This window comes from Nonomuraea aurantiaca (genome assembly GCF_020215705.1).
Classification (GTDB): domain Bacteria; phylum Actinomycetota; class Actinomycetes; order Streptosporangiales; family Streptosporangiaceae; genus Nonomuraea; species Nonomuraea aurantiaca.
In genome coordinates, this window is sequence record NZ_JAIWNB010000002.1 from 725,018 (window position 1) to 750,078 (window position 25,061).

The window sequence follows — 25,061 nt, forward strand, 5'->3', positions numbered from 1 at the left end:
TTGATCGATTAGGTTAGGCAAGCCTAAGTCTATGCCTGAATATTCGGAACGCGCGGTCCGAAACATGGACGAAACACCAGTGGGACGAGATTCACGAATGTGAAACACACCCGGTCGAGCCACGAAACGCCGGGCGAACACGCTGTGGCCACACGTCACATGTAAGGAGGGTCGCGTCGTGAAGATCGACAGCGGCACGACGGCCTGGATGCTAGCGGCCACCGCGCTGGTGCTGCTCATGACACCAGGGCTCGCGTTTTTCTACGGGGGCATGACCAGGGCCAAGAGTGTCCTGAACATGATGATGATGTCGTTCGTCAGCATCATCACCGTCACCATCGCCTGGGTGCTCTACGGGCACTCGCTGGCGTTCACCGACAACAGCATGTCGTGGCTGAACAACTTCGTCGGTGGTCTCGACGCCCTCGGGCTGCAGAGCCTGGTCGAGACGGCCACCAAGCCCGACGGCACCGGCATGCCCAGCCTGGTCTTCTCGGCCTTCCAGCTGACGTTCGCCATCATCACCGTCGCCCTGATCAGCGGTGCCATCGCCGACCGGGCCAAGTTCGGCGCCTGGGTGCTGTTCAGCTTCATCTGGGCGAGCATCGTCTACTTCCCCGTCGCCCACTGGGTGTGGGGCACCGGCTGGCTGAACGCCCTGGGCATCGAGGACTTCGCCGGCGGCACGGTAGTCCACATCAACGCCGGTGCCGCGGCGCTGGCGCTGGCCCTGGTGCTGGGTAAGCGCAAGGGCTGGCGCAAGGAGCCGATGCGGCCGCACAACCTGACACTGGTGCTGCTCGGTGTGGGCCTCCTGTGGTTCGGCTGGTTCGGTTTCAACGCGGGCTCCGAGCTGGCGGTCGACGGCACGGCCGGCCTGGCGTTCATGAACACCCAGATCGCCACCGCCGTCGCGGCCGGCGCCTGGATCGTGGTGGAGAAGCTGCGCGACGGCCACGCCACCAGCCTCGGCGTCGCCTCCGGCGCGGTCGCCGGTCTGGTCGCCATCACCCCCGCCTGTGGGTTCATCGACCCCTGGGCCGCGATGCTGCTCGGCCTGATCGCCGGCGCGGTGTGCGCCTACGCGGTCGGCCTGAAGTACCGCTTCAACTTCGACGACTCGCTCGACGTGGTCGGCGTGCACCTGGTGGGCGGCGTGATCGGCGCCGTCTCGCTCGGCTTCCTGGCCGTGTACCCCTTCCTGGACCAGCAGAACAAGGGCCTCTTCTACGGCGGCGGCTTCACCCAGCTCGGGCTGCAGGTGCTCGGCCCGATCGCGATCGGCGGTTACTCCTTCATCGTGACCTGGGTCATCGGTAAGATCATCGACAAGACGATGGGCTTCCGCATCCCGGTCGAGGACGAGGTCACCGGCATCGACGTCACCACCCACGCCGAGACGGGATACGACCTCGGCACGGTCCACGCCTCGGGCGTGAGCTCCCCGAACGGCCCTCTGGCCCCGGTAACCAAGAAGGTGGAAGCATGAGGCTCATCACCGCCGTCATCAAGCCGTTCAAGCTGGACGACGTGAAGGCCGCCCTCGAACAGTTCGGCGTCAAGGGCATGACGGTCAGCGAGGCGAGCGGCTACGGCCGACAGCGCGGCCACACCGAGGTCTACCGCGGCGCCGAATACCAGGTGGACCTGGTCCCCAAGGTGCGCCTCGAGGTGCTGACCGAGGAGGAGGACGCCGAGGACGTGATCGATGTCATCGTCAAGGCGGCCCAGACAGGCAAGATCGGTGACGGCAAGGTCTGGTCCGTCCCGGTCGACACGGTGATCCGGGTCCGCACCGGAGAACGGGGTCCAGAGGCCCTGTGAGGGGTGAGGCTCGTACTTACGCCGCGGCCCGCAAGGAGCGGGCCGCGGACACTGACCGCTGGCTCAAAGACCTCTTCCGCACGGCGAGTGACGGCGAGCACGTCGCACTGGTCGCCGTGGGGAGCCTGGGGCGCGGCGAGCTGGCCCCCGGCAGCGACCTCGACCTCGTCCTCCTGCACAACGGCAGGGACGACGTGGCGCGGATCGCCGAACGCGTCTGGTATCCGATCTGGGACTCCGCCGTCGGCCTCGACCACTCGGTGCGAACCGTGGACGAGGCCGTGGCGGTCGCCCGCGACGATCTCAAAGCCGTGCTGGGCCTCATCCAGGCCAGGCACATAGCGGGCGATCCCGAGCTGACGAAGAAGGCCAGGGAGTCCGTGCTCGCCGAGTGGCGCGCCGACTCCCGCCGCCGGCTCGGCGAGCTGCGTGAGGCGGCGGACCGGCGCGCTCAGGTCAGCGGCGAGCTGGCCTTCCTTCTCGAACCCGACCTCAAGGACGGCCGCGGCGGCCTTCGCGACGTCCAAGCCATGCAGGCCGTGGCAGCGGCCTGGGTCGCCTCCGCGCCCGGTCCCCGGGCGCGTGAGGCTTATGAGTTCATCCTCGACGTACGCCACGCCCTGCACATCGTCACCGCGCGGAGCGCCGACAGGCTCGTGCTCCAGGAACAGGAAGCCGTCGCCGGGCTGCTCGGGCTGCTCGATGCCGAGGCGCTGATGCGCAGGCTCGCCGAGGCGGGCCGGACGATCTCCCACGCCTTCGACGCCACGTGGCGCACGGTTGACAGGCTGGTGTCGGGACCGGCTCCACGGGGACGCCGACCGCTGGCTGACGGCGTGGTCGAGCACGGCGGTGAAGTGGTGCTCGCCCGTGGCGTCGACCCGCGCAAGGACCCGGTCCTGGTGCTGCGTGCCGCCGCCGCGGCGGCCGACTCGGGGCTGCCGCTCGCCCCCGCCACCATGTCCGTTCTGGCCGCTCAGTCGCCTCCGATGCCCGTGCCGTGGCCCGAGGAGGCCCGTGATGCGCTGGTGTCCATCCTGGGCGCGGGCCGGGCCGCCGTTCCGGTCTGGGAGGAACTTGACCAAGCGGGCATTTTGGTCAGGCTGCTTCCTGACTGGGAGCGCGTACGGCACCGTCCGCAGCGCCACCCGATCCACCGGTTCACCGTCGACCGGCACCTGATCGAGGCCGCCGCCAACGCCGCCAGCCACACGCGCGAGGTTTCCCGCCCCGACCTGCTGCTGATCTCGGCGCTGCTGCACGACATCGGCAAGGGCTGGCCCGGTGACCACTCGGTGACCGGCGAGGTCGTGGTCCGCGACATCGGGACCCGCATCGGCCTGCCCGCCGCCGACGTCGAGACGCTCGCCACCGTCGTACGCCACCATCTGCTGCTGCCCGAGACCGCGACCCGCAGGGACCTCGACGACCCCGTCACGATCGAGAAGGTCGCCGGCACGGTCGGGTCGCGCGAGGTGCTGGACCTGCTCGCCGCGCTGGCCGTCTCCGACGGGCACGCCACCGGCCCGGCCGCCTGGAACGCGTGGAAGGCCGGGCTCGTCGCCGACCTCGTACGCCGCGTCCGCTCCGTGCTCTCCGGCGCGCCGCCGCCCAAGCCGCCCAGCCTCTCGGCCGAGCAGGCCGCGCTGGCCCGGCACGGCGGCGCCGCCATCCGCGTCCATGGGGGAGCCGTCACGGTCGTCGCCCCCGACCGGGCCGGGCTCCTGTGGAGCGCCGCCGGCGTACTGGCCGCGCATCGCTTGATCGTCCGCTCCGCCTCGTCCGCTGCCGCCGGTTCCACGGCGGTGATCGAGTTCTCCGTCATCCCCGAATACGGCTCGCCGCCGGACCCCGCCACTCTGGAGGCCGATCTCCGTCTGGTCCTTGCTGGGCGTCTTGACATCGAGCAGCGTCTTGCCCGCCGTACGAGGTCTATGAGACCCCCTCGCGTTCCTGTCGCTCCACCCCGTGTCACCTTGGTAGACGATGCCTCCGCGACCGCTACCGTGGTCGAAGTCAGGGCCCATGACAGACCGGGACTCCTGTGGCGCATTGGACGGGCTTTCGGCGAATGTGGTCTTGACGTGAGGGCCGCTCGCGTGGAGACTCTCGGCGCGGAGGCGGTGGACGTCTTCTACGTGGTCGATCGTGCCGGACGGCCCCTCAGCGACGGCGCCCAGCGGACCCAAGTCCGCGATCAGGTGCTTGCGGCGCTTCGATAACCAACAGCACACATGAGTTACGGGTATGTTTTGCAGCGACGTGCCCGTTTTGCCGGGAAAGTCGGTTGCTTTACCTAGTGGACGGGCTGAACCCGCCGACGGAACGGGATGATTGAGGGGTAGCGGAAGCAGTGACTACGGGGAACTCTGAAGGCGGCCAAACCGCCAGGCAGGCCCGCGGAAAGCGGCTGCTGCCCCGGCTGGGGCTGCGTAACTGGCGCGTGAGATGGCGTCTCACCGCGCTGGTCCTCGTTCCCACCATGGCGGGGGTCGTGCTCGGGGGAGCGCGCGTGGTGGGCTCGGTCCAGAGCATCGGCGACTACGACCGCACGGCGCTCGCCGCGGAGCAGGCCGGTCACATCCGCGACCTGGTGCAGGCGCTCGGGCTGGAGCGTGACACCGGCGGCTGGCTGGCCGCCTCCAGCAAGGTGCGCAAGAAGCTCACCGAGCCGTACAAGGAGCGCAAGGCGAAGGTCGACGCGCTGGTCAAGACCGTGCAGGCCGACATGGCGGTCATGGACGAGTCCTACGGCGACCGCGTGCTCAACGCGGTCAAGCGGGCCCGCTACGACTTCAACGTCCTGAACAGGACCCGCAGCGAGGGCCAGAAGGACACCACCCGCTACGACTCGCTGCTCGACACGCTGCTCAAGCTGCACGACGAGCTGAGCCTGCTCAGCGACGACTCGCAGATCATCGGCCAGTTCCGCGCGCTGAGCGCGCTGGCGCGCGCGAAGGAGGAGGTGTCCAAGCAGCGTGTCCAGCTGCTCAAGGGCTACTACAACTCCGCGAGCGTGGACGCCAAGGAGGTCGAGCGGTTCATCGCCTCCAACGCCAGGCAGCGCGCGGAGATCGCCTCCGTCGGCCAGGAGGCCGGACCGGTCGTCGGCCTCGCGCTGTCGAAGGCGCTGACGGCGCCCGAGTACTACAACACCGAGCTGACCAAGGCCCGCGCCATCACGCTCGCCGCCGGCAAGGCGCCGGGCGTCAGGATCAGGGACGACCTGCTCGCCCAGACCGACCGCAAGAAGCCGGCGCCGGACCAGTGGTTCGACGACAACGCCACCGCCATCGACATCCTGCACTCCATCGAGGTCGACCTGAGCCAGAAGGTGGCGCTGCGCAGCCAGGAGCTACGCGACTCCGAGACCCGAAACGCGATCATCGCCGGTGTGCTCATCGTCGCGCTGCTGCTGCTCGTCCTGCTGTTCACCGTCGCGATCGCCCGCTCGATGGTCACGCCGCTGCGCCGCCTGCGCACCGAGGCCCTGGAGATCGCCGGGTTCCGGTTGCCCGACGTGGTGCGCAAGCTCCGCGTCACCGGTGACGCCCCCGCCGACGTCCGCCCGATCGAGATCGAGGGCGACGACGAGATCGGCGACGTGGCCAGGGCCTTCGACCAGGTGCACCGCCAGGCCGTACGGCTGGCGGGCGAGGAGGCCGACCTCCGCAGCAACATCAGCTCGATGTTCGTCAACCTCTCGCGCCGCACCCAGACGCTGGTCGAGCGGCAGATCTCGCTGATCGATGGCCTGGAGAAGGGCGAGCAGGACGGCGCCCGCTTGGCCGACCTGTTCAAGCTCGACCACCTGGCCACCCGCATGCGGCGCAACTCGGAGAACCTCCTGGTCCTGGCCGGGCACGAGGCCACCCGCAGGCGCAGCCAGCCGGCCAAGCTGGTCGACGTGGTCCGCGCGGCGCTGTCGGAGGTCGAGGGCTACGAGCGCGTGCAGGTCAAGGTGCACCGGGCCACCTCGGTGCTCGGCAGCGCCGCCAACGACCTCGTCCACCTGGTGGCCGAGCTGGTCGAGAACGCCATCCAGTTCTCCCCGAACAACTCCAACGTCGTGGTGTCGAGCAGCCTCATCGAAGGCGGCGGCGCGCTGCTGTCGGTGAACGACGTCGGCATCAGCATGACCGAGGACGAGCTCGCCGAGGCCAACCGCCGCCTGGCCGAGCCGCCGGTCGTGGACGTGTCGGTGTCGCGGCGGATGGGCCTGTTCGTGGTCGGCCGGCTGGCGCTGCGCCACGGCATCCGGGTCCAGCTGCGCAAGGGCGAAGGCGCCGGGCTGATCGCCATGGTGCTGCTGCCCCCGTCGCTGATCCCCGACGGCTCCCGGCCACCGCTGCCCCAGCGGCCCGCGTTCGGCGCCGGCACGCCGCCGAACGGCATGCCCGCGAACGGCGCGCCTGCGGCCACGCCGACCAACGGCGTGCCCGCGCCCAACGGCACGTTCCGGTCGTTCGCCAGCTTCGACTCCTTCGACACCGGCGCCGGGGCATCGCGTCCCCCCTTCACGGCCGACACGGACGGCGGGGCCCACCGGCCGTCCTTCGACTCGGGCAACTACCCGTCGTACCCGAGCCAGTCGCCGTCGTACCCCGACCCGGGTCAGCCGCCGTCGTATCCCACTCCGGACCAGGGAGCGCGGTCGCCCGGCCGGGCGTATCCGGCGCAGCCGCCGGCGTCCGGGCCGCGCTATCCGGCCCAGCCCCCGGCGTACCCCAGCCAGGAGCGCACCGGCTCCTTCCCCTCCTACCCCGGTCCCGGCTCTGATGGTGCGTTCCAGACGCCCTACAGCACCGGTGAGCCGCGCAGGCAGGACGCTCCGCCGTCGGTGGACGTCTCGCCCATGGAGCCCGGCCAGGAGGAGTTCCTGCCCATCTTCGCCGCCGTGGAATCCGCCTGGTTCCGCCGGCCGACGGAAGAGCGGGCACCGGATTCGCCGAGCCGGGATGAGTCGACCCCCACACAAGCCATACTCTCTGTGGAGGATTCGTGGCGAAACCCCGCTGACGCCGGTTGGCAGGCGGCGGCCGCCGCGAGCGATCCCAGCCTTGGGGGCACCACGTCCTCGGGGCTACCCAAGCGCACTCCCAAGGCGAACCTGGTTCCTGGTACGGCCGGCCAACCGCAGCAGTCGCAGCGGCAGGCCCCGATGCCACCGGTCTCCGCCGAGCGATCGCGCAGCAGGTTGGCGAGCTTCCAGCAGGGAGTACGCCGGGGTCGTGCGGAAGTACGTGGACAGGAGGAACAACAGTGATTGAGCGTCCTGCCGGGGAGGGCGAGTGACCACCCTTAGCCATGAGGCCCACAGGTTCGACTGGCTGATCACCGACTTCGTGCGGAACACGCCCGGAGTCGCGCATGCCGTCGTCGTCTCGGCCGACGGCCTCTGCCTGGCCAGCTCCGAGGGCTTCCCGCCGGACCGCGCCGACCAGCTCGCCGCGGTGTCCGCGGGCCTGCTGAGCCTGACGGTGGGCGCGTCCCGGGTGTTCGAGGGCGGCTCCGTGTCGCAGACCGTCGTCGAGATGCAGCGCGGGCTGCTCGTCGTGATGGCGATCAGCGACGGCTCCGTCCTGACCGTGTTGGCGGGGATCGACTGCGACATGGGACTGGTGGCGTATCAGATGACGCTGCTCGTCGACCGGGCGGGCCAGGCGCTGACGCCGGCCCTGCGCGCGGAGCTTCAGGCGGCCAGGACGCGGTGATGCAATGGAACTGATGGGGGAGGGCCGTGTACGGCGTTGACGGAACCGGGGACGATGAGCCCCTGTTCCGTCCGTACGCGGTGACCGGCGGCCGCTCAGAGCCGCGTTACCACCTGGCGATGGAGACGCTGATCTCGTCGATGTCCATACCGGATGACGAGATGTCCATGCTCACTCCCGAGCAGGAGGCCATCATGCAGCTCTGTCGTACGTTCCGGTCGGTCGCCGAGATCTCGGCCCTGCTCCGCGTCCCGCTGGGCGTGGCTCGAGTGCTCGTGGCGGACATGTCCGACGAAGGACTTGTCCGCCTGCACCAGCCACGTCTCAGCGAGGGACAGCCAGACCTCAATATGCTCGAAAGGGTGCTCAGTGGACTTCGCAGGCTCTAGCCCCGGCCTCACGTCGACGAAGATCGTCGTCGCGGGCGGGTTCGGCGTCGGCAAGACGACGTTCGTGGGGGCGGTGTCCGAGATCCTGCCGCTCACCACAGAAGCGGTCATGACCGACGCGTCCGCGGGCATCGACGACCTCGGCATGACGCCGAACAAGCAGACGACGACCGTCGCCATGGACTTCGGGCGCGTGTCGTTGGACCGTGACCTGATCCTCTACCTGTTCGGCACGCCCGGACAGCACCGGTTCTGGTTCATGTGGGACGACCTCGTGCGCGGCGCGATCGGCGCCGTGGTGCTGCTCGACACGCGGCGCCTGGCCGACAGCTTCCCGGCGATCGACTACTTCGAAGAGGCCAAGCTGCCGTTCGTGGTGGGCGTCAACGGCTGGGAGGGCCAGTTCCCGCACTCGGAGGAAGAGGTGCGCGAGGCGCTGGCGCTGTCGTCGAACGTGCCGATCGTGCGTACGGACGCGCGGCACCGCGAGTCGGTGAAGGGGACGCTGATCTCCCTCGTCGAGCACGTCGTTCGCCTACGTGCGGCGCCCGTCTCCTAGCGGGCATCATGGGGATCGCGCTCGCGGCCGCTGCCGTGGTGCTCGGCGTGGCCGTCTGGTGGGCCCGCCGTGTCTTCATCTCCGGCTCGGTCGGCTCATCTGACCCGGTTGCGGCCGGGCACGGGGCGGGGTGGGCGGCGCGGCTGGACGAAGAGGCCGCGACTGCGCTGCTGGAAGGTCTGAGGGCCTACGCCGACGCGGGGAACGCGGTGGACATGGGCGGGGAACGCGGCGTCCTGACGGTCTTCGAGCCGCCGCGGCTCATCTCGCTCGACCTGCTCGCCGGCCGGTTCGCCGCCCGGGGGCCGGAGGCCATGCACGATCCGCAGACCACGGTCGGCGCGCTGCTGGCCGGGTTCCTGGCCGTCGAGGAGCCGGGGGTGCTGCACCTGCGCCCAGGTTGGGCGGATGGCGAGGGCTTCGCCGCCAGGGTGCGCGCGATCGTCCGCTCCGAAATCGCCGTGCCGGATGGAGGCGCCCTGGGTGTGCTGGGGATCGCCGTGCCGGGTGACGACGGGCGGCCCGGCACCACGCTGCTGCTCGACCTGGCCCGAATCCGTGACCAGTACGACGAGTCGCGGGCCCGGCAGCCGGGGGCGCCCGACGAGGTGGTGCTCCGCAGCGTGCTGACGAGCGCGATCGCCAACGGCGGCCCTGGCCTGACCTGGACCGTGCCACCTACGGAACGGCAACTCGGCAACGCGCTCGCCACCGTCGGCCTGCCTGAGCGCCGCGCCGCACCCGCCGTCAAGCAAGCGGCCGACCACTAGCGGAACCGGCCGTGCCGGGGATCGTCAGGCCGATCCGGCGTCCCTTCCGGAGCGTGGCCTGCTAGGCCGATCCGGCCCGTCGGGTGATCAGGGCGTCGATGCCGTCCAGGACGCGTTCGAGGCCGAACTCGAAGGCGTGCTCCGCGCTGTAGGCGCCGCCCAGGGCCTCCGCCGCGGCCTGGCCGACGCGGGAGGCCGTGGGCCAGCGCGACGCGTCAGAGATTCGGCTGAGGAACGGGGCGTGCGCCGCCCACCACTGCTCGTCCGTCAGCCCGGTCTGGCTCTCCGCCTGCGCGGCCTCCACCGCCCCCCTGGCCGTGCCGTGCACGAACCCGGTCACCAGGGTGATCACCGAGTCCATCTCCACGTCCGTCAGCCCGATGCCCTCGACGGCGCGCAGCTCGTAGTCGTACTTGGCCGTGGTGTTCGGTCCCAGCACCGGGCGGCTGATCGCCACTTGCAGGAGCCAGGGGTGGCGGTGGTAGAGGGCCCAGTTCTCCTTGGCGATGAGCGTCAGCCTGCTCCGCCAGTCGCCGGGAACGTCCTCCGGCCTGGCCGTCTCGCCGTACACGGTGTCGAGCATGAGGTCGAGCAGCTCCGGCTTGCCCGGTACGTACGTGTAGAGCGACATCGTGCCGACGCCCAGCCGCTCGGCGACGCGGCGCATCGACAGTGCCGGGAGGCCGTCGGCGTCGGCCACCTCGATGGCGGCACGGACGATCCGGTCGACGCTCAGGTCGGGCTTGCCCTTGCGGCTGGTCCGCTCGCTGGTGCGCCAGAGCAGGGCCAGGCTGCGTGCCGGGTCGCCCTTGCCGGAGTACTCGATGGTCACCTCCGTACGGTACACCGTACGGTTGCGGGCTTGAATCGTATACTGTACGGTACAACGTACGGAGTTTAGGGAGGCGCCATGGCGGCGGTAATCGCACAGAGCCTGCGCAAGGCGTACGGCAAGAAGACGGCCCTTGACGGCTTCGACCTGGAAGTGGCCGAAGGCACGGTCTGCGGGCTGCTCGGCCCGAACGGCGCGGGCAAGACCACGGCCGTCCGCATCCTCACCACGCTCCTGCGCCCGGACGGCGGCCGCGCGGAGGTGGCCGGGTTCGACGTGGCGGCCCGCCCCCGGCTGGTACGGCGGAGCATCGGCCTCGTCGGCCAGCACGCGGCGGTGGACGAGGTGCTGACCGGCAGGCAGAACCTGGAGCTGTTCGGCCGCCTCTACCACCTGGACGCCCGCGCGGCCAGGGGACGGGCCGCCGAGCTGCTGGACGCGTTCGACCTGGAGCATCCGGGCCCCGTCAAGGAGTATTCGGGCGGCATGCGGCGCCGGCTCGACTTGGCGGCCGGCATGATCCTCTCCCCGCCCGTGCTCTTCCTCGACGAGCCCACCACGGGGCTCGACCCGCGCAGCCGGGGCGAGGTGTGGAAGGCGGTGCGCGCCCTCGTCGCCACCGGCACCACGGTGCTGCTCACCACCCAATACCTGGAGGAGGCCGACCAGCTCGCGGACCGCGTCTCGGTCATCGACGCCGGCCGGGTCGTCGCCGAGGGCACGCCGGGCGAGCTCAAGTCCAAGCTCGGCGGCGACCGGCTCGACGTGGTCGTCAGGGACGCGGCGCGGCTGGCCGAGGCCGCCGGGATCGTCGGCCGGGCGGCCGCCGGGCCCGCCGAGTTCGACGAGGACACCCGTCACGTGAGCGCCCCGGTGAGCGAGCGGGTTCAGGCGCTCACGGCGGTCCTGACGGCGTTCTCGGCCGCGGGCATCGAGGCCGAGGACGTCGCGCTGCGCAGGCCGACACTCGACGAGGTCTTCCTGAGCCTCACGGCCGCCTGAAACCCTTCGACGTCAGGAGTTCCCACATGACTGAACTGGCAATGGACCCGCCGCTCACCCGGCTGCGCTGGGCGCTGGCCGACGGGTGGTCGGTCGCGCGGCGTGACCTGATCCACTGGATCGCCCAGCCCATGACGATCGTGTTCGGGGTCGCGTTCCCCGTGGTGATCACCCTGGCGTTCGGCTACCTGTTCGGCGGCGCGGTGGACGTGCCGGAGGGAGCCGGCTACTTCGCCTTCCTCATGCCCGGCATGTACGGCATGACGATGCTGTTCGGACTCGGTGCCACCATGGTCGCGATCACCACCGACCTCTCCCGTGGCGTGACCGACCGGTTCCGGTCCATGCCGATGGCCCCCTCGGCCGTCCTCATCGGCCGGGCCGTCGCCGACCTGCTCAACTCGGTGCTGGTCCTGGCGGGCCTGCTGGCCTGCGGCTTCGCGGTGGGCTGGCGCCCGGACAGCCTGGGTGGAGCGCTCGGGGCCGTGGCACTGCTCCTGCTGTTGCGCTTCGCCCTGCTGTGGGTGGGGATGTACCTGGGCCTGGTGACCAAGGACCCGGGGGCGGTGACGGTCATCCAGACGCTGGAGTTTCCGATCGGGTTCCTCTCGAACGCCTTCGTCGCCCCGGCCACCATGCCGGGCTGGCTGGGCGCCGTCTCCGAGTGGAACCCTCTGTCGTCGACCGTCGCGGCGGCCAGGGAGCTGTTCGGCAATCCCGGCTGGGGCGGCGACTCATGGGTTGCCCAGCACGCGGTGACGATGGCGATCGTCTGGCCGCTGGCGATCACCGCCGTCTTCTTCGTCCTGTCGGTCCGCCGCTACCAGCGCCTGGACCGGTAGCGCGGTAGCCACCATGGTTCCCTGGGTGTTTCGTCACGCGAGTGACGGTCCGTCGGGGCTGGGGTCTCTTTTGAGGGATGTCCCTGTCACGGAGCGTGGCGGTAGAACTCGATGGGTTCGGGCGGCAGGGGCGTGTTGCCGAGCACGAGGTCGGCCGCCTTCTCGGCCAGCATCATCACCGGCGCGTAGATGTTGCCGTTCGTGACGTAGGGCATGGCCGAGGCGTCCACCACGCGCAGCCCGTCCAGGCCGTGGACGCGCATGGTCGCGGGGTCCACGACGGCCAGCTCGCCGGTGCCCATCTTGCAGGTGCACGACGGGTGCAGCGCGGTCTCGCCGTCCCTGGCCACCCAGTCGAGGATCTCCTCGTCGGTCTGTACGGCGGGCCCCGGCGAGAGCTCACCGGCGTCCAGGCCGGCCCAGGCGGGCTGGGAGAGAATGGCGCGGGCATGCCTGACGGCCTCCACCCACTCGCGCCGGTCCTGGTCCGTGGACAGGTAGTTGAAGCGCAGCGCGGGCTTGCGCCGGGGATCGGCCGACCTGATCCGCACCGAGCCGCGGGCGTCGGAGTACATCGGCCCAATGTGCACCTGGTAGCCGTGGCCGCCGGCGGGGGCGGAACCGTCGTAGCGGATCGCGATCGGCAGGAAGTGGAACATCAGGTTCGGGTAGCGGACCTGGTCGTTGGAGCGGATGAAGCCGCCGGCCTCGAAATGGTTGGTGGCGCCGGGGCCGCCGCGCAGGAAGAGCCAGTTCGCGCCGATGAGGGGCCGGCGCCACAGCGCCAGCGACGGCTGCTGCGACACCGGCTCGGCGCAGGCGTGCTGGACGTAGACCTCCAGGTGGTCCTGGAGGTTCTCGCCCACGCCCGGCAGGTCGTGGACCACGTCGATGCCCAGCGGTTCGAGCAGCGCCCGCGGGCCGACGCCCGACAGCTGCAGCAGCTGCGGGGAGTTGATGGCGCCGCCGCACAGGATGACCTCGCCCGCGGGGATGCGCCGGCCGTCGCAGATCACGCCGACCGCGCAGGTGCCCTCGAAGACCACCTTCTCCACGAAGGCCCGGGTCCTGACCGTGAGGTTGCGGCGATGCCGTACGGGATGCAGGTAGGCGCGCGCGGCGCTCAGCCGGCGGCCACGGAAGACGTTGCGGTCGAAGGCGGCGAAGCCCTCCTGCCGGAAGCCGTTCACGTCGTCGGTGAGCGGATGCCCGGCCTGCTGGACGGCCTCGAAGAACGCCTCGAAGAGCGGCCCCTTCGCGGGACCGCGCTCCAGCATCAGCGGCCCGTCGTCGCCGCGGAACTCCGAGCCGGGGTCGGCCAGGCAGTGCTCCATCCGCTTGAAGTACGGCAGGCAGTGCGCGTAGTCCCAGCTCTCCATGCCCGGATCGGCGGCCCAGCGCTCGTAGTCCAGCGGGTTGCCGCGCTGGAAGATCATGCCGTTGATGCTGCTGGAGCCGCCGAGCACCTTGCCGCGGGCGTGGTAGACGCGCCGGTCGTTCATGTACGGCTCGGGCTCCGACTCGTACTTCCAGTCGTAGAACCGGCTGCCGATGGGGAACATCAGCGCCGCCGGCATATGGATGAACACATCCCAGGAGTAGTCGGGCCGGCCCGCCTCCAGCACCAGCACCGACACCGAAGGATCGGCGCTGAGCCGGTTGGCCAGGGCGCACCCGGCCGACCCGCCGCCCACGATGACGTAGTCGAACCTCAACGGGGGATCCAGTCCTTCCACACGATCTTGTTCTCGTCGACCCACTTCTTGGCGGCCTCGTCGGCGGTCATCTTGCCGTTGATCATGTCACTGGCGACCGCGTTCTGGTTGTCGTTGCTCCAGGTGAAGTTGCGGACCAGCTCGTACGCCGGGCCGCCGGTCTCGGCGAACCTCCTGCTCACGATCTTGTCGAGCAGGTACGGCGGATAGTCGCAGGCGACCTTGGTGGCCGCGGCGTCGCAGCCGATGGAGTAGGCGGGCAAATTGATCTTGACGAGTTTGACCTTGGTGAACAGCCATTGGGGTTCGTAGAAATACATCAGCACCGGTGTGCGGTTCTTGGTCGCCACCTGTGCCGCCTTGATCAGAGCGTCCTCGCTGCCGGAGTAGATCACCCGGTAATCGAGGCCGAGGTTCTTCACGAGCGCCTCGTCATTGGTGACGAACGACGGGTCGCCGTCGAGTACCTGACCGGAATTTCCAGATTTAGCGGTCCGAAAAAGGCTCGAATACTTGTTCAAGCTCCGCCAGCTGGTGATGTCCGGATATTTCTTGACCATCCACTCGGGCACGTACCATCCGATCACGCCTTTGTTTCCGGTGAGACCAGCGGAGAGCGCGACCTTCTTGTCCTCGATGTACTCCTTCTTAAGATTGTTGTGCCCCCAGTTCTCGACGATCACGTCGACCTGGCCGGTCTCGAAGCCCTTCCAGGAGTCCTCCTCCTTCATCTTGCGCTTCTGGACCTTGTACCCCAGCTCGTGTTCGAGCAGGTAGGCCAGTACGGCGGCCTGGGCCTCGTAGCCCACCCAGCCGTGCACGTCGATGTGCACCGTGCCCTTCGCCGCGGCGGCGGGCGACGGCGCCCCGCTGGAACAGGCCGTCAGCAGCAGGGCCGCCATCAGCGGCCCGGCGATCGTCTTGGTACGCGTGTGAGGCATGAGAGGCTCCACGACCGCGGCCCGCCCGGGGCCGCGGTCAAGAGGGGTTAAGACGGTTTACTTGGGGATCCACGCCTGCCACTTGGCGGTGTTGGCCTCGACCCACTTCTTGGCGGCCTGCTCGCCGGTCATACCCGCGTTGGTCATGTCGTTGGCGACGGCGTTCTGGTCCTCGTTGGTCCAGCTGAAGTTCTTGACCAGGTCGTAGGCCTTGCCGCCGGTGTCGGCGAACTTCTTGCTCACGATCTTGTCGAGGTCCAGCTCCGCGTAGTCGCAGGCGACCTTCTTGGGGTCGCTGTCGCAGCCCTGGGTGTAGGGGGGCAGGTTGACGCGTACGAGATCGACCTTGTCGAACAGCCAGTGCGGCGTCCAGAAGTAGAACAGCAGCGCCTTCTTCTGCTCCTGCGCCTGGGTCGCCGACTTGAGCAGGGCCGCCTCGCTGCCGCCCGTGACCACCTTGAAGTCCAGTTTGAGGTTCTTGACCAGGGCCTCGTCATTGGTGACGTAGCTGGGGTCGCCGTCGAGGAGCTGGCCCTTGCCGCCGGACTCCGAGGTCTTGAACAGACTGGCGTACTTGTTCAGGTTCTTCCAGTCGGTGATGTCCGGGTACTTGTCGGCCATCCACTTGGGCACGTACCAGCCGATGACGCCCTTGTTGCCGGTCGAACCGGCCGACAGCGCGACCTTCTTCTCCTCGATGAACTTCTTCGCCAGATCCGGGTGACCCCAGTTCTCGATGATGACGTCCACGTCGCCGGTCTCGAAGCCCTCCCAAGCGAGCTGTTCCTTGATCTCCGGGAGCTGGACGTCGTAGTGGAGCTCGTTCTTCAGCAGATACGCCACGACGTTGGCGCTGGCCTCGTAGCCCACCCACGGGTTGATCGCTATCTTGACGGTTCCGGCGCTCGAGGCGCTGCCCTGGGCCTTCGGCGCGGCGGAGCTGGAAGGCTCTTCGACCTTGGCGCCGCCGCATCCCGCAGCCGCGAGCCCGAGCGCGAGAAGGCCTGCGAGCAGGCGAATCTTCATGTGGTCTTCCTTCTTTGGGGGGAAGGGCGCCTGTCGGCACCCTGCGTGATGCGGTCGAGCATGACCCCGAGCAGGACCGTCGCGATGCCGGCGACGAACCCCATCCCGAAGTCGGTCCGCTGGGAGAAGCCCACGACCACGTCGTAGCCGAGGGCGCCGGCCCCGACCAGGCCGCCCACGACGACCATGGCCAGCGTCATCACGATGCCCTGGTTGGCGGCCAGCAGGATCGCCCTGCGGGCCATCGGCAGCTGCACCTTCCACAGGAGCTGGCCCGAGGTGGACCCGGCGGCCGCGGCCGCCTCCACCACGGTCGCGGGCACCGCCCTGATGCCGTCCTCGACCAGGCGGACGACCGGGGGCACCGCGTAGATGACCGAGGCGAAGATCGCGGTGAACCGGGTCGTCTCGAACAGGGCGAGCGCGGGCAGCAGGTAGACGAAGGCCGGCATGGTCTGCGCGGCGTCGAGTATCGGGCGCTGCACGGCCGAGTACCGGGACGACCGCGCGGCCGCCACGCCCAGCAGCAGGCCGATGACCAGGGTGACGAGCACCGCGACCGCGACGGTGGTGAGCGTCTGCATGGCGTGCTCCCAGATGCCGAGCAGCGCGATCGCCAGCAGGCAGCCGAGTGCCGTGAGCGCCGGTCGTACCCCGCTCACGCACCAGGCCAGGAGCAGCGCGGCGGCGGCGATCAGCCACCACGGCGCCGAGGTGAGCAGGTCTTCCAGCGGGTTGAGCAGGAGACTCGTGGTGACGTCCTTGACGAACGTGGTGACGCCGTACCAGCTGGTCTCGGCCCAGTGCACCGCGTCGTTGACCTGGACGACGAAGTTGACCGTCCAGCCCTCGGGCCACTCGGCGGGCAGCAGCGGCGTCAGCGCCAGCCCGGCGGCGGCCAGCACGGCGGCGGGGATAAGGCGAGCCCCGCCGATTCGGTGGTGCGGGTTTTTTCTGGCGAGCGCGACCAGCATGCGGTCCAGCACCACCGCCATGATGACGATCGCGATCCCGGCCGGGAGCATGATGCCGACCTGGGCGCGCGACAGGCCCCGGATGATGTCGCCGCCCAGGCCCGGCGCCGAGATGAGGTTCGCGATGACGACCATCGACAGCGCCATCATGATGGTCTGGTTGACCGCCAGCGCCATCGTCGACCTGGCCAGCGGCAGGTAGACCTTGAACAGGGTCTGGCGGCCCGTGGCGCCCAGCGACGACGACGCCTCGACGGCGGTGGGGGAGACCTGCTCGATGGCCAGCGCGGTGATGCGGATGGCCGGCGGGATCGAGTAGATCATCGTCGCGATGGCCCCGGCGGGCGCGCCGATGTGGAAGAACAGCACCAGCGGCGCCAGGTAGGCGAACGTCGGCATGATCTGCATGACGTCGAGAACCGGCATGATCGCCCGGCGCACCCGTGGCGAGAGCCCCGCCCAGACGCCCAGCGGGATCCCGATCGCCAGCGACAGCAGCACCGAGGCCGCGACCAGGGCCAGCGTGTCGACGCTCGACTGCCAGAGCCCGAGCACGCCGAACGAGCCGACCCCGGCGAGCGCCAGCAGCGCGATCCGCCACCCGCCCGCGAGCCAGGCCAGCGCGCCCATCACGCCGATGAGCCCGGGCCAGCCGAGCGCGTACAGCCCGACCTGGAAGGCCGTGTAGACCGAGCCGACGAAGATCCGGATGTAGTTCAGGAAGTACAGGAACAGCGGATTGGAGTTGCGGTGGTCGTCGATCCACTCGCGCAGGTCGGTGAGCGCCAGGAACTGCGGCGCCGACTTGTCGTGCGGGAGCGTTCCCGTGCCCCGGAAGACGAGGTAGGCGACCGCGAACAGCACCGCGATCCCCGCCGGCACCGCCCACCTGGGCACCCGCAGCCTGGAGGGGGTCGTGACGGCCGTGGTGCTCATGCGCTCGCCTGTACGGCGGTCGCCGCGTCCTGCCCCGCGAGGAAGGTGAGCATGTCCACCCGGTCAACGACGCCGGCCAGCTCGTCACCGTCGACGACCCGGATGGGCCGGGAGGAGGACGACATGGCGCCGATCGCGTCCTTGATGATGGTGCGCGCGGGCAGGACCGGGCCGTCGAGGGGCTCGCCGGGCTCGGGCGGGCGGCAGATCCAGCGCAGCGTGAGTACGTGGCTCCTGGGGATGTCGCGGACGAAGTCGGCCACGTAGTCGTCGGCCGGCGCGCCCACCAGCTCCTCCGGCGTGCCGAGCTGCACGATCGACCCGGCCCGCATGATCGCGATGCGTTCGCCCAGCTTGAGCGCCTCGGACAGGTCGTGGGTGATGAACACCATCGTCTTGCCGACCTCGCGGTGCAGGCGGATCACCTCGGCCTGCATGTCGCGGCGGATCAGCGGGTCGAGCGCGCTGAACGGCTCGTCGAAGAGCATCACCCGAGGGTCGACGGCGAGCGCGCGGGCCAGGCCGACCCGCTGCTGCATGCCGCCGGAGAGCTGGTCGGGGTAGGCGTCGGCGTGCCCGTCGAGGCCGACGAGGGAGAGGATCTCCCCGGCCCGCGCGTGCCGGGCGGCCTTGGCGATGCCCTGGACCTCCAGGCCGTAGGCGACGTTGTCGATCACTCGCCGGTGGGGGAGCAGGCCGAAGTGCTGGAACACCATGCTGACCCGGTGGCGGCGGATCTCGCGCAAGCGGGCGGGGGTGGCGCGGCCGATGTCCTCGCCGTCGATCCTGACCTCGCCCGCGCTCGGCTCGATGAGCCTGGTGAGGCAGCGGACCAGGGTGGATTTGCCGCTTCCCGAAAGGCCCATGACGACGAACACCTCGCCGGGCCGTACTTCGAAACTGACGTCTCTGACTGCGGCGGTGCAACCGGTCTTCTCTCTCAGCGCGGTGGGTTCGAGATACCTGTCATCGCACTCCAGGACCCTTTCCGCCTTTGGGCCGAAGATCTTCCACAGCCCGCCGACTTCGATGGCCGCACTGTCGGGAGAAACCGCCACACTCGCCTCCTCGCTTTGACGGGGCTCAACCTATGTCTTGGATAACGCAAATCTCAACGCTGTGACCTTTAGGAGACATTCGTGCTTCTCCGGTGTTATAGCCATGGAACGGTGCAAACGCCCACAAGCGGACACTTGTTCTGTTATTGGAATATTTCTCGGCCAATGGTCGGTATAAATGGGGCTCCAGGTTCTCGCCTCATGTGCCACACAACTCAACTTTTGTGGCCTTATGTTCGCTTGGCCGAGCTGGTAGGTATGTGTTCCAATTACCGGCACTTGCTGATTTTCCCCAGGGGCCTCAGGCGCCCTTCATATACGCCGATTCGGGCGAGAGGTTGCGTTCGGTGAGTACTCAGTTGGGTGAACGGCAGGCGGACGAGGCGAACTGGCGTCTGCGCAACTGGCGCGTCCGGGCGCGGCTGGTCGCCCTCATCGCCATCCCGACCGCCGCCGCCGTCCTGCTCGGCGGCTTCCAGGTGTTCGCCTCGATAGGGGCCGCCGGTGACTACACCCGTACCAACCGGCTGGCGCAGCTGTCCCAGCAGGTCGGCGCGCTCACCCACCTGGTCGCCGGCGAGCGCGCCAGGACCTCGTGGTTCATCGCCAGGGGCCGGCCCGTGACGGGGCTGGCCGCCGTGCGCAACCAGATGGACCAGGTGGACGAGTCCACCAATGAGGTACGGGCCAGCGCCGAGCAGCTGGTGGGCGACGTCACCGGCCGTACCGCCGACCAGATCGAGAACATGCTGAGCCGCCTGAAGGACCTGGCCGGCCTGCGCGAGCAGGCGCTCGAAGCCGAGCTGCTGCCCGGTGCCTGCGTCGAGCTCTACACCACGGTGATCAACGAGCTGCTGTCGGTGCACAACGAGCTGATCAAGGGCAGCCAGGACGACGAGCTGTTCCGGCAGACCCGCATGCTCGACTCGCTGGCCCAGGCCAAGGAGAGCGTCTCGCTCCAGCAGGCGTTGGTCACCACCGGCCTGGTCGAGGGGAGCCTCGACCAGGAACAGCTCAAGCGCTTCCTCGGCGAGCTGTCGCGCGAGCGCAACGAGCGCAAGAGCTTCGGCGACGAGGCCACCGCCGAGGAGCGCCGCTTCTTCGACGAGACCGTCAACGGCAGGCCCGCCGACCGCATGCTGTTCCTGCGCGAGCTGGTGCTGATCCGGGCCACGGCCGGCCTGCCGCTGCGCGGGCTCGACCAGGCCGGCCGCGGAGACGACGCCAAGGAGTGGTACGACGCGGGCAACGTCGTCGTCGACTCCTTCCGCAAGGTCGAGCAGCGCCAGGCCGCCGGCATCCTGACCCGCAGCGAGGCGCTGAGCGCGGCCGAGCGGCAGCGCGCCCTCGTCATCGCCTGCGCCGTGCTCGCGCTGCTCGTCGCCGTCCTGCTGATCACCACAGGGGTGGCCAGATCGCTGGTCCGCCCGCTGCGCCGGCTGCGCGGCGAGGCGCTGGAGATCGCCGGCCGGCGGCTGCCGGAGTTCGTCCAGCACCTGCGCGAGTCGCGCGACGGCGCGCTCAACGCCGAGGTGCCGCCGATCGGCATCTTCTCCAAGGACGAGGTGGGCGAGGTCGCGCGGGCCTTCGACGAGGTGCACCGCGAGGCCGTACGGCTGGCCGGCGACGAGGCGCGGCTGCGCTCGAACGTCAACGCGATGTTCGTCAACCTGTCGCGGCGCAGCCAGACCCTGGTCGAGCGGCAGCTGACGCTGATCGAGCGGCTGGAGCGCGGCGAGCGCGACGACACCCGGCTCGGCGACCTGTTCCTGCTCGACCACCTGGCCACCCGCATGCGCCGCAACAGCGAGAACCTGCTGGTCCTGGCCGGCCAGGAGGCGGCGCGCAAGTGGAGCGAGGCCGTCGAGCTGATGGACGTCGTCCGCGCCTCGCTCGGCGAGGTCGAGAGCTACGACCGGGTCAGCGTCCAGGTGCAGTCGGCGGCCGCCATCGCCGGCCAGGCGGTCAGCGACGTCGTGCACCTGCTCGCCGAGCTGGTCGAGAACGCGGTCTCGTTCTCCCCGCGCGACACCAAGGTCATCATCTCCAGCAGCCACATCGACGGCGGCGGGCTGATGGTCTCGGTCACCGACCACGGCATCGGCATGAGCCCGGAGGAGCTGGCCCAGGCCAACTGGCGGCTGGCCAACCCGCCGGTGGTCGACGTCTCGGTCTCCCGGCGGATGGGCCTGTTCGTGGTCGGCCGGCTCGCGCTGCGGCACAGCATCAGGGTGCAGCTGCGCCCCCAGGACACCGGCGGCCTGACCGCCATGGTGCTGATCCCCGAGATGCTGCTCACCTCGGTCCCCGGGCCGGTGGCGCCCCCGGAGCCGCCGTTCATCCAGGTGCCGATGCAGGCCACACCGGCGATGCCCGGTCTCGGCCACCCGTCGTACGACCCCGCGTTCGACCAGCCGCTCGATTCGGCGTCGTGGTTCAGCTCACAGCACACGCACTCGGTGGAGGTGCCGATGCCCGACCTGGCCTCCCCACGGTCGCGGGCGGAGAACGAGTTCCCGTCGAGCTACCCCTCCGTCGAGTCTTTCGAGTCCTTCGAGTCGAGCTGGTTCACCAAGGCGACGCCGATGTCGACGTCGGGCCAGCGCGACCCCGCCTGGACCTCGCCGGCCGACAGCGGATGGCAGGCGGCGGGAGCGATCGGCGAACCCGCCCAGAGCGGGACGACCACCTCCGGATTGCCCAAGCGGACGCCGAAGGCCAACCTCGTGCCCGGCTCCGCCGCGCCCCCGCCGACGGCCGTGCAGGCGCCTCCGGTCTCGCCCGACCGGTTGCGCAGCAGGCTCGCCAGCTACCAGCAGGGCGTGCGCAAGGGCCGCGAAGAGTTAGAGGAGGAATCATGATGAAGAACCTGAGCCAGGCGGCCAGAGACCTGAACTGGCTGGTCAGCGGGTTCGTGGAGCAGGTGCCCGGCGTCGCCCACACCGTGGTGGTCTCCGCCGACGGGCTGCCGGTGGCCATCTCGCGGGGATTCCCCCAGGACCGCGCCGACCAGCTCGCGGCCATCGCGGCGGGGCTGATCAGCCTCACCCAGGGCGCCGCGCGCGTCTTCGAAGGCGGCGGAGTCACCCAGACCCTCATCGAAATGGACCGCGGACTGCTCCTGGCGATGGCCATCAGCGACGGTTCGTGCCTGGCGGTGCTGGCTGCACCCGATTGCGACATGGGCCTGGTGGCCTACCAGATGACGATTCTGGTCGAGCGCGCGGGGCAAGTGCTCACGCCCGCCGTCCGCGCGGAACTCTCGGCCGCGCGTACCTGGTGATGGGAGTGGACGTTGGCAGCGTGGCATGACCGCGAACCGGAGCCCGAGCGCAGCTCGTTGGTCCGGATGTACGCCGTCACGGGCGGCCGGACCGCCCCACGCGGTGCCCTGGCCATGGAGGCGCTCGTCTCCTCGTCGACGTCGATGCGGCTCGGTATGGCGTACACCCGGGAATACCGGGCGATCAGCGAGCTGTGCCGGCAGATCCGCTCGGTGGCCGAGGTGTCGGCCCTGCTGCGGATCCCGCTCGGCGTGGCGCGGGTGCTGATCGCCGATATGGAGGCGGAAGGGCTGGTGCGCGTCTACCAGCCGCAGCTCGAGGCGGGCATCCCTGACAAGGGCCTGCTCGAAAGGGTGCTCAGTGGACTTCGCAGGCTCTAGCGGGCTCACCTCGACGAAGATCGTCGTCGCGGGTGGGTTCGGCGTGGGCAAGACCACCTTCGTCGGCGCGGTGTCGGAGATCATGCCGCTGACGACGGAGGCGGTGATGACGGACGCCTCGGCGGGCATCGACGACCTCGCGCACACGCCGGGCAAGACGACCACCACCGTGGCCATGGACTTCGGGCGCGTGTCGCTCGACCGTGATCTGATCCTCTACCTGTTCGGGACGCCCGGGCAGCACCGGTTCTGGTTCATGTGGGACGACCTCGTGCGGGGGGCGATCGGGGCCGTGGTCCTGGTGGACTCCCGGCGGCTGGCCGACAGCTTCCCCGCGATCGACTACTTCGAGGACGCCGGGTTGCCGTTCGTCGTCGGGCTCAACGGGTGGGACGGGCGGTTCGCGCACGTGGAGAGCGAGGTCAGGGAGGCGCTCACGCTCTCGCCGCACATCCCGATCGTGCGCACCGACGCGCGGGTGCGCGAGGCGGTCAAGGACTCGCTCATCACGCTGGTCGAGCACGCGCTGGCCGCCCGCGCCGCGCATGGTGCGCGCTGACGGCCTTTGGTGCGCGCTGACGGCCTCTGGTACGCGCTGATGGCCTCCTCCGAAGACGGCCCGGCCTCGCCCGCGCTTCTGGGCGCGCCCTCAGGACACGGCCGACCACCAGTGGGCGGCGACCAGCTCCGCCACCAGCGTCTCCGTGAGCAGCGCCACGTCGGCGTCGCCGTCGTGCGTGTAGCGGATGGCGGCCGTGGCGTCCCTGAGATCCCCGTCGAGGAGATCGCCGCCGACGAGATCCCCGCCGACCGTCACGACCGTCGAGCCGCGCTGCCGCACCCAGTCCATGGCCTGGTCCTCGTAGCCGGAGCCGCGGAAGAGCAGCGCGCGGTAGTCGAGGGTCTTGGTGAGGTAGACGTCCACGTGGGCCCAGTCGCCCGTCTCACAGGCGTCGGCCGGCCGGCGCGGACCCTCGCGGAACATCAGCGCCGACTGCTCCGCCGACGACAGGCGCTCCACGGGCGCGATGGTGTAGACGCCGTCCGGGCCGTCCAGCAGCTCCAGCGTCAGGGGCAGCCACTCCTCCCTGCGGTCGAGGAGGTCGGCCGACGCCTCGGCGCCGCGTCGTACGAGGCCGGCCAGGTCGCGCCCGTCGCCCGTGAGGTGGGCTTCCAGCGCGAGCAGCAGGGCGAGCGTGTGCTGGAACGTACGGCAGGACACCCCGCCCCGCTCCTCGCCCGCGTGCATGGGGACGACCAGGTCGGCCGCCTGCGCGAGAGCCGAGCCGGGATGGTTGGTGAGCGCCGCGACGAACGACGGGCCGCCCGCGTAGCGGGCCACCGCGTCGAGCGTCTCGCGGCTGGTACCCGTCGCCGAGATGGGCACCACGAGCGTCTCCGGCCCCGCGGGGTACGACGCGGCGGCGGAGGCGTAGTCGGCGTAGGCGTCGATGCCCGCCGCGCGCAGGCGGAGCGCGGCCACCCCGGCGGCGTAGCGGGAGCTGCCCATGCCGAGGAACAGCACCCGCCGGACATCGGCCGGCAGCCCCTCGAACAGGCCGCCCGCCGCCAGCGCGTCCGCGAGGGTGGCGAGGGCCGCGGGCTTGGCCTCCAGGTCGGCCAGATAGAGCTCGGAATTCACGGGGTCTCCTCGGAAGTATCTGCCTGGCCCGGCTCAGGGTTCAGGGGGTAGCGGGCGCGCAGGACGCCCATCGGGGCGTAGCGCCAGCGGGGCAGGTGGCGGGCGGCGTAGACCAGCTCCCGGCACTCCTGCTCGATCTCGAACGGGCGGAGCAGCGAGTCGTCCAGGAGGTCCGGCCGCCCGCGCTCGGCCAGCCGGTTCCGGTAGGCGGCCAGCAGGATCTCGCGGGCCTCGCCGGCCCAGTCGAGTGCCTGGCGCGGTGGGGTGCCACGGCGCTTGATCGCCACCTGGGCGACGTGCTCCAGGCTGGTGGCGAGCTGGGCGAGGTCCCTGGCGGCCGGTTGGTACGGCGCGGCCTCCGTGACGGTGGGGTTGCCGTCGAAGTCGATCACGGCGTAACCGTCGCGCCACCGCAGGATCTGGCCGACGTGCAGATCTCCGTGAATGCGGATCAGCGGCGTGGTGATCGGCCTGGTCAGCGGGGCCAGCTCGGCTCTGAGGGCGCCGGCCCGGCCGGCCAGCCACGCGCCGTCTTCGCCGTCCGTCAGGGCGAGGGCCTCGGCGAGCGCCTGCTCGGCTCTTTCCGCGGGACCGAAACTCGGTGTAACGGCTGGGGGAGTGGGCGCGATGGAGGGAGGTGGGAAAGTGGAGAGCGCCAGGTGGAGGTCGGCGGCCAGGCGGCCGAGGGCTTCAGCGAAGGCGGTGCGGCCCGACGCGGCCTCGTCGGCGCACCACTCCCAACCGTCCCTGGCCTCCGGCAGGTAGCCCGTGACCAGCGCGAGCAGCGTCTCGCCCGCCCCGTCCACCCGGGTCAGAGCGGTGTACGGCGGAGCCGTGTCCCGGAATCCGGCCCCGGCCAGATGGGCGAGCAGGTCGGGAGCGGGATGCGGCAGCGCCGCCGGCGGCGTCAGCCACTTGACGACCACCCGATCGGCCACGACCACCGAGTAGTTCGTCTGGTCGACGTGCGCGCCGAAATCCCGTTCGACCGGCACCCCGGTGTCGAGATCCCCAGCCTCGTACGAGAGGCTGGGCAGCGCGGAGAAGCGGCGGACCGCGAACGGCGGCGGCACGTCACCCCCGCCCCCCAGCGCCGTCACGAGCGCGGCGGAGACGCCGCGATCCCGTGATGTGAGGGGCTTCTCACCGAGAGAGAGCAACCGCCTCCAAATT

Annotated in this window: 22 protein-coding genes; 14 read left to right on the top strand and 8 right to left on the bottom strand. The window is 70.1% G+C overall.

The window, feature by feature from the left end; all coding sequences use genetic code 11:
- The first annotated feature begins 178 nt into the window (after nt 1-178).
- The 8 genes from LDL49_RS08920 to LDL49_RS08955 all read left to right on the top strand — a co-directional run bounded on the left by LDL49_RS08920 (nt 179) and on the right by LDL49_RS08955 (nt 9,256).
- The gene (locus LDL49_RS08920; protein WP_225290467.1) at nt 179-1,489 is read left to right on the top strand and encodes an ammonium transporter; all 1,311 of its coding nucleotides are present in this window, start codon (nt 179-181) and stop codon (nt 1,487-1,489) included.
- Nucleotides 1,486-1,824 carry a P-II family nitrogen regulator gene (locus LDL49_RS08925; RefSeq protein WP_184756141.1) on the top strand — a complete coding sequence of 113 codons (339 nt, stop codon included), beginning with the start codon at nt 1,486-1,488 and terminating at the stop codon, nt 1,822-1,824. Before LDL49_RS08920 ends, LDL49_RS08925 begins: the two co-directional genes overlap by 4 nt.
- A complete protein-coding gene (locus tag LDL49_RS08930) occupies nt 1,821-4,046 on the top strand; it encodes a [protein-PII] uridylyltransferase (RefSeq protein ID WP_225290468.1) in 2,226 nt (741 codons plus the stop codon). The genes LDL49_RS08925 and LDL49_RS08930 overlap by 4 nt, the downstream gene beginning before the upstream one ends.
- Nucleotides 4,047-4,267: 221 nt before the next feature.
- Entirely contained in the window at nt 4,268-7,090 is a 2,823-nt protein-coding gene (locus LDL49_RS08935; RefSeq protein ID WP_225290469.1) for a sensor histidine kinase, read from the top strand.
- Between the two features lie 25 nt (nt 7,091-7,115).
- Entirely contained in the window at nt 7,116-7,538 is a 423-nt protein-coding gene (locus LDL49_RS08940) for a roadblock/LC7 domain-containing protein (RefSeq protein WP_214641598.1), read from the top strand.
- Nucleotides 7,539-7,564: 26 nt separating this feature from the next.
- Nucleotides 7,565-7,927, top strand: coding sequence for a DUF742 domain-containing protein (locus LDL49_RS08945; protein ID WP_225290470.1), 363 nt, complete (start codon nt 7,565-7,567; stop codon nt 7,925-7,927).
- The gene (locus LDL49_RS08950; RefSeq protein WP_225290471.1) at nt 7,908-8,486 is read left to right on the top strand and encodes a GTP-binding protein; all 579 of its coding nucleotides are present in this window, start codon (nt 7,908-7,910) and stop codon (nt 8,484-8,486) included. The genes LDL49_RS08945 and LDL49_RS08950 overlap by 20 nt, the downstream gene beginning before the upstream one ends.
- A gap of 8 nt (nt 8,487-8,494) precedes the next feature.
- Complete coding sequence (locus tag LDL49_RS08955) at nt 8,495-9,256, top strand: hypothetical protein (protein ID WP_225290472.1); 762 nt, start codon at nt 8,495-8,497, stop codon at nt 9,254-9,256.
- Nucleotides 9,257-9,317: 61 nt separating this feature from the next.
- Here LDL49_RS08955 and LDL49_RS08960 read toward each other — a convergent pair whose 3' ends face one another.
- Nucleotides 9,318-10,088, bottom strand: a complete 771-nt coding sequence (locus tag LDL49_RS08960; RefSeq protein ID WP_225290473.1) for a TetR/AcrR family transcriptional regulator — start codon at nt 10,086-10,088, stop codon at nt 9,318-9,320.
- Nucleotides 10,089-10,166: 78 nt separating this feature from the next.
- Here LDL49_RS08960 and LDL49_RS08965 point away from each other — a divergent pair, with 78 nt between their 5' ends.
- Entirely contained in the window at nt 10,167-11,090 is a 924-nt protein-coding gene (locus tag LDL49_RS08965) for an ATP-binding cassette domain-containing protein (protein WP_225290474.1), read from the top strand.
- Between the two features lie 26 nt (nt 11,091-11,116).
- A complete protein-coding gene (locus LDL49_RS08970) occupies nt 11,117-11,932 on the top strand; it encodes an ABC transporter permease (protein ID WP_225290475.1) in 816 nt (271 codons plus the stop codon).
- An 86-nt stretch (nt 11,933-12,018) separates the two neighbouring features.
- On the opposite strand, the gene betA is transcribed toward LDL49_RS08970, so the two are convergent.
- Genes betA through LDL49_RS08995 form a run of 5 tightly spaced genes read right to left on the bottom strand, consistent with a single transcriptional unit; the run spans nt 12,019 to nt 18,582 of the window.
- Nucleotides 12,019-13,647 carry a choline dehydrogenase gene (gene betA / locus LDL49_RS08975; protein WP_225290476.1) on the bottom strand — a complete coding sequence of 543 codons (1,629 nt, stop codon included), beginning with the start codon at nt 13,645-13,647 and terminating at the stop codon, nt 12,019-12,021.
- A complete protein-coding gene (locus tag LDL49_RS08980; RefSeq protein ID WP_225290477.1) occupies nt 13,644-14,588 on the bottom strand; it encodes an ABC transporter substrate-binding protein in 945 nt (314 codons plus the stop codon). Before LDL49_RS08980 ends, betA begins: the two co-directional genes overlap by 4 nt.
- A 57-nt stretch (nt 14,589-14,645) precedes the next feature.
- Entirely contained in the window at nt 14,646-15,614 is a 969-nt protein-coding gene (locus LDL49_RS08985) for an ABC transporter substrate-binding protein (RefSeq protein WP_225290478.1), read from the bottom strand.
- The gene (locus tag LDL49_RS08990) at nt 15,611-17,524 is read right to left on the bottom strand and encodes an ABC transporter permease (protein WP_225290479.1); all 1,914 of its coding nucleotides are present in this window, start codon (nt 17,522-17,524) and stop codon (nt 15,611-15,613) included. Before LDL49_RS08990 ends, LDL49_RS08985 begins: the two co-directional genes overlap by 4 nt.
- Nucleotides 17,521-18,582, bottom strand: a complete 1,062-nt coding sequence (locus LDL49_RS08995) for a quaternary amine ABC transporter ATP-binding protein (RefSeq protein WP_225290480.1) — start codon at nt 18,580-18,582, stop codon at nt 17,521-17,523. Before LDL49_RS08995 ends, LDL49_RS08990 begins: the two co-directional genes overlap by 4 nt.
- A 347-nt stretch (nt 18,583-18,929) precedes the next feature.
- Here LDL49_RS08995 and LDL49_RS09000 point away from each other — a divergent pair, with 347 nt between their 5' ends.
- From LDL49_RS09000 to LDL49_RS09015, 4 genes are all read left to right on the top strand, one after another.
- Entirely contained in the window at nt 18,930-21,443 is a 2,514-nt protein-coding gene (locus LDL49_RS09000) for a sensor histidine kinase (protein ID WP_225290482.1), read from the top strand.
- On the top strand, nt 21,443-21,865 hold the full coding sequence (locus tag LDL49_RS09005) for a roadblock/LC7 domain-containing protein (protein WP_225290600.1): 423 nt from the start codon (nt 21,443-21,445) through the stop codon (nt 21,863-21,865). Before LDL49_RS09000 ends, LDL49_RS09005 begins: the two co-directional genes overlap by 1 nt.
- A 66-nt stretch (nt 21,866-21,931) precedes the next feature.
- Nucleotides 21,932-22,246: a DUF742 domain-containing protein gene (locus LDL49_RS09010; protein ID WP_263654832.1), complete on the top strand. Its 315-nt coding sequence runs from the start codon at nt 21,932-21,934 to the stop codon at nt 22,244-22,246.
- Complete coding sequence (locus LDL49_RS09015) at nt 22,227-22,805, top strand: GTP-binding protein (protein WP_225290484.1); 579 nt, start codon at nt 22,227-22,229, stop codon at nt 22,803-22,805. Before LDL49_RS09010 ends, LDL49_RS09015 begins: the two co-directional genes overlap by 20 nt.
- Nucleotides 22,806-22,895: 90 nt before the next feature.
- On the opposite strand, the gene LDL49_RS09020 is transcribed toward LDL49_RS09015, so the two are convergent.
- Together LDL49_RS09020 and LDL49_RS09025 are read right to left on the bottom strand one after the other, a co-directional pair.
- Entirely contained in the window at nt 22,896-23,888 is a 993-nt protein-coding gene (locus LDL49_RS09020) for an SIS domain-containing protein (protein WP_225290485.1), read from the bottom strand.
- Nucleotides 23,885-25,048: a hypothetical protein gene (locus LDL49_RS09025; protein ID WP_225290486.1), complete on the bottom strand. Its 1,164-nt coding sequence runs from the start codon at nt 25,046-25,048 to the stop codon at nt 23,885-23,887. Before LDL49_RS09025 ends, LDL49_RS09020 begins: the two co-directional genes overlap by 4 nt.
- Nucleotides 25,049-25,061: the final 13 nt, after the last annotated feature.

What these genes read in the sequence shown, in the direction of transcription:
- LDL49_RS08925 (WP_184756141.1), top strand. Translation starts at nt 1,486, where the DNA reads ATGAGGCTCATCACCGCCGTCATCAAGCCGTTCAAGCTGGACGACGTG.
- LDL49_RS08955 (WP_225290472.1), top strand. Translation starts at nt 8,495, where the DNA reads ATGGGGATCGCGCTCGCGGCCGCTGCCGTGGTGCTCGGCGTGGCCGTC.
- LDL49_RS08965 (WP_225290474.1), top strand. Translation starts at nt 10,167, where the DNA reads ATGGCGGCGGTAATCGCACAGAGCCTGCGCAAGGCGTACGGCAAGAAG.
- LDL49_RS08970 (WP_225290475.1), top strand. Translation starts at nt 11,117, where the DNA reads ATGACTGAACTGGCAATGGACCCGCCGCTCACCCGGCTGCGCTGGGCG.
- LDL49_RS08980 (WP_225290477.1), bottom strand. Translation starts at nt 14,588, where the DNA reads ATGCCTCACACGCGTACCAAGACGATCGCCGGGCCGCTGATGGCGGCC.
- LDL49_RS08985 (WP_225290478.1), bottom strand. Translation starts at nt 15,614, where the DNA reads ATGAAGATTCGCCTGCTCGCAGGCCTTCTCGCGCTCGGGCTCGCGGCT.
- LDL49_RS08990 (WP_225290479.1), bottom strand. Translation starts at nt 17,524, where the DNA reads ATGAGCACCACGGCCGTCACGACCCCCTCCAGGCTGCGGGTGCCCAGG.
- LDL49_RS09005 (WP_225290600.1), top strand. Translation starts at nt 21,443, where the DNA reads ATGAAGAACCTGAGCCAGGCGGCCAGAGACCTGAACTGGCTGGTCAGC.
- LDL49_RS09010 (WP_263654832.1), top strand. Translation starts at nt 21,932, where the DNA reads ATGTACGCCGTCACGGGCGGCCGGACCGCCCCACGCGGTGCCCTGGCC.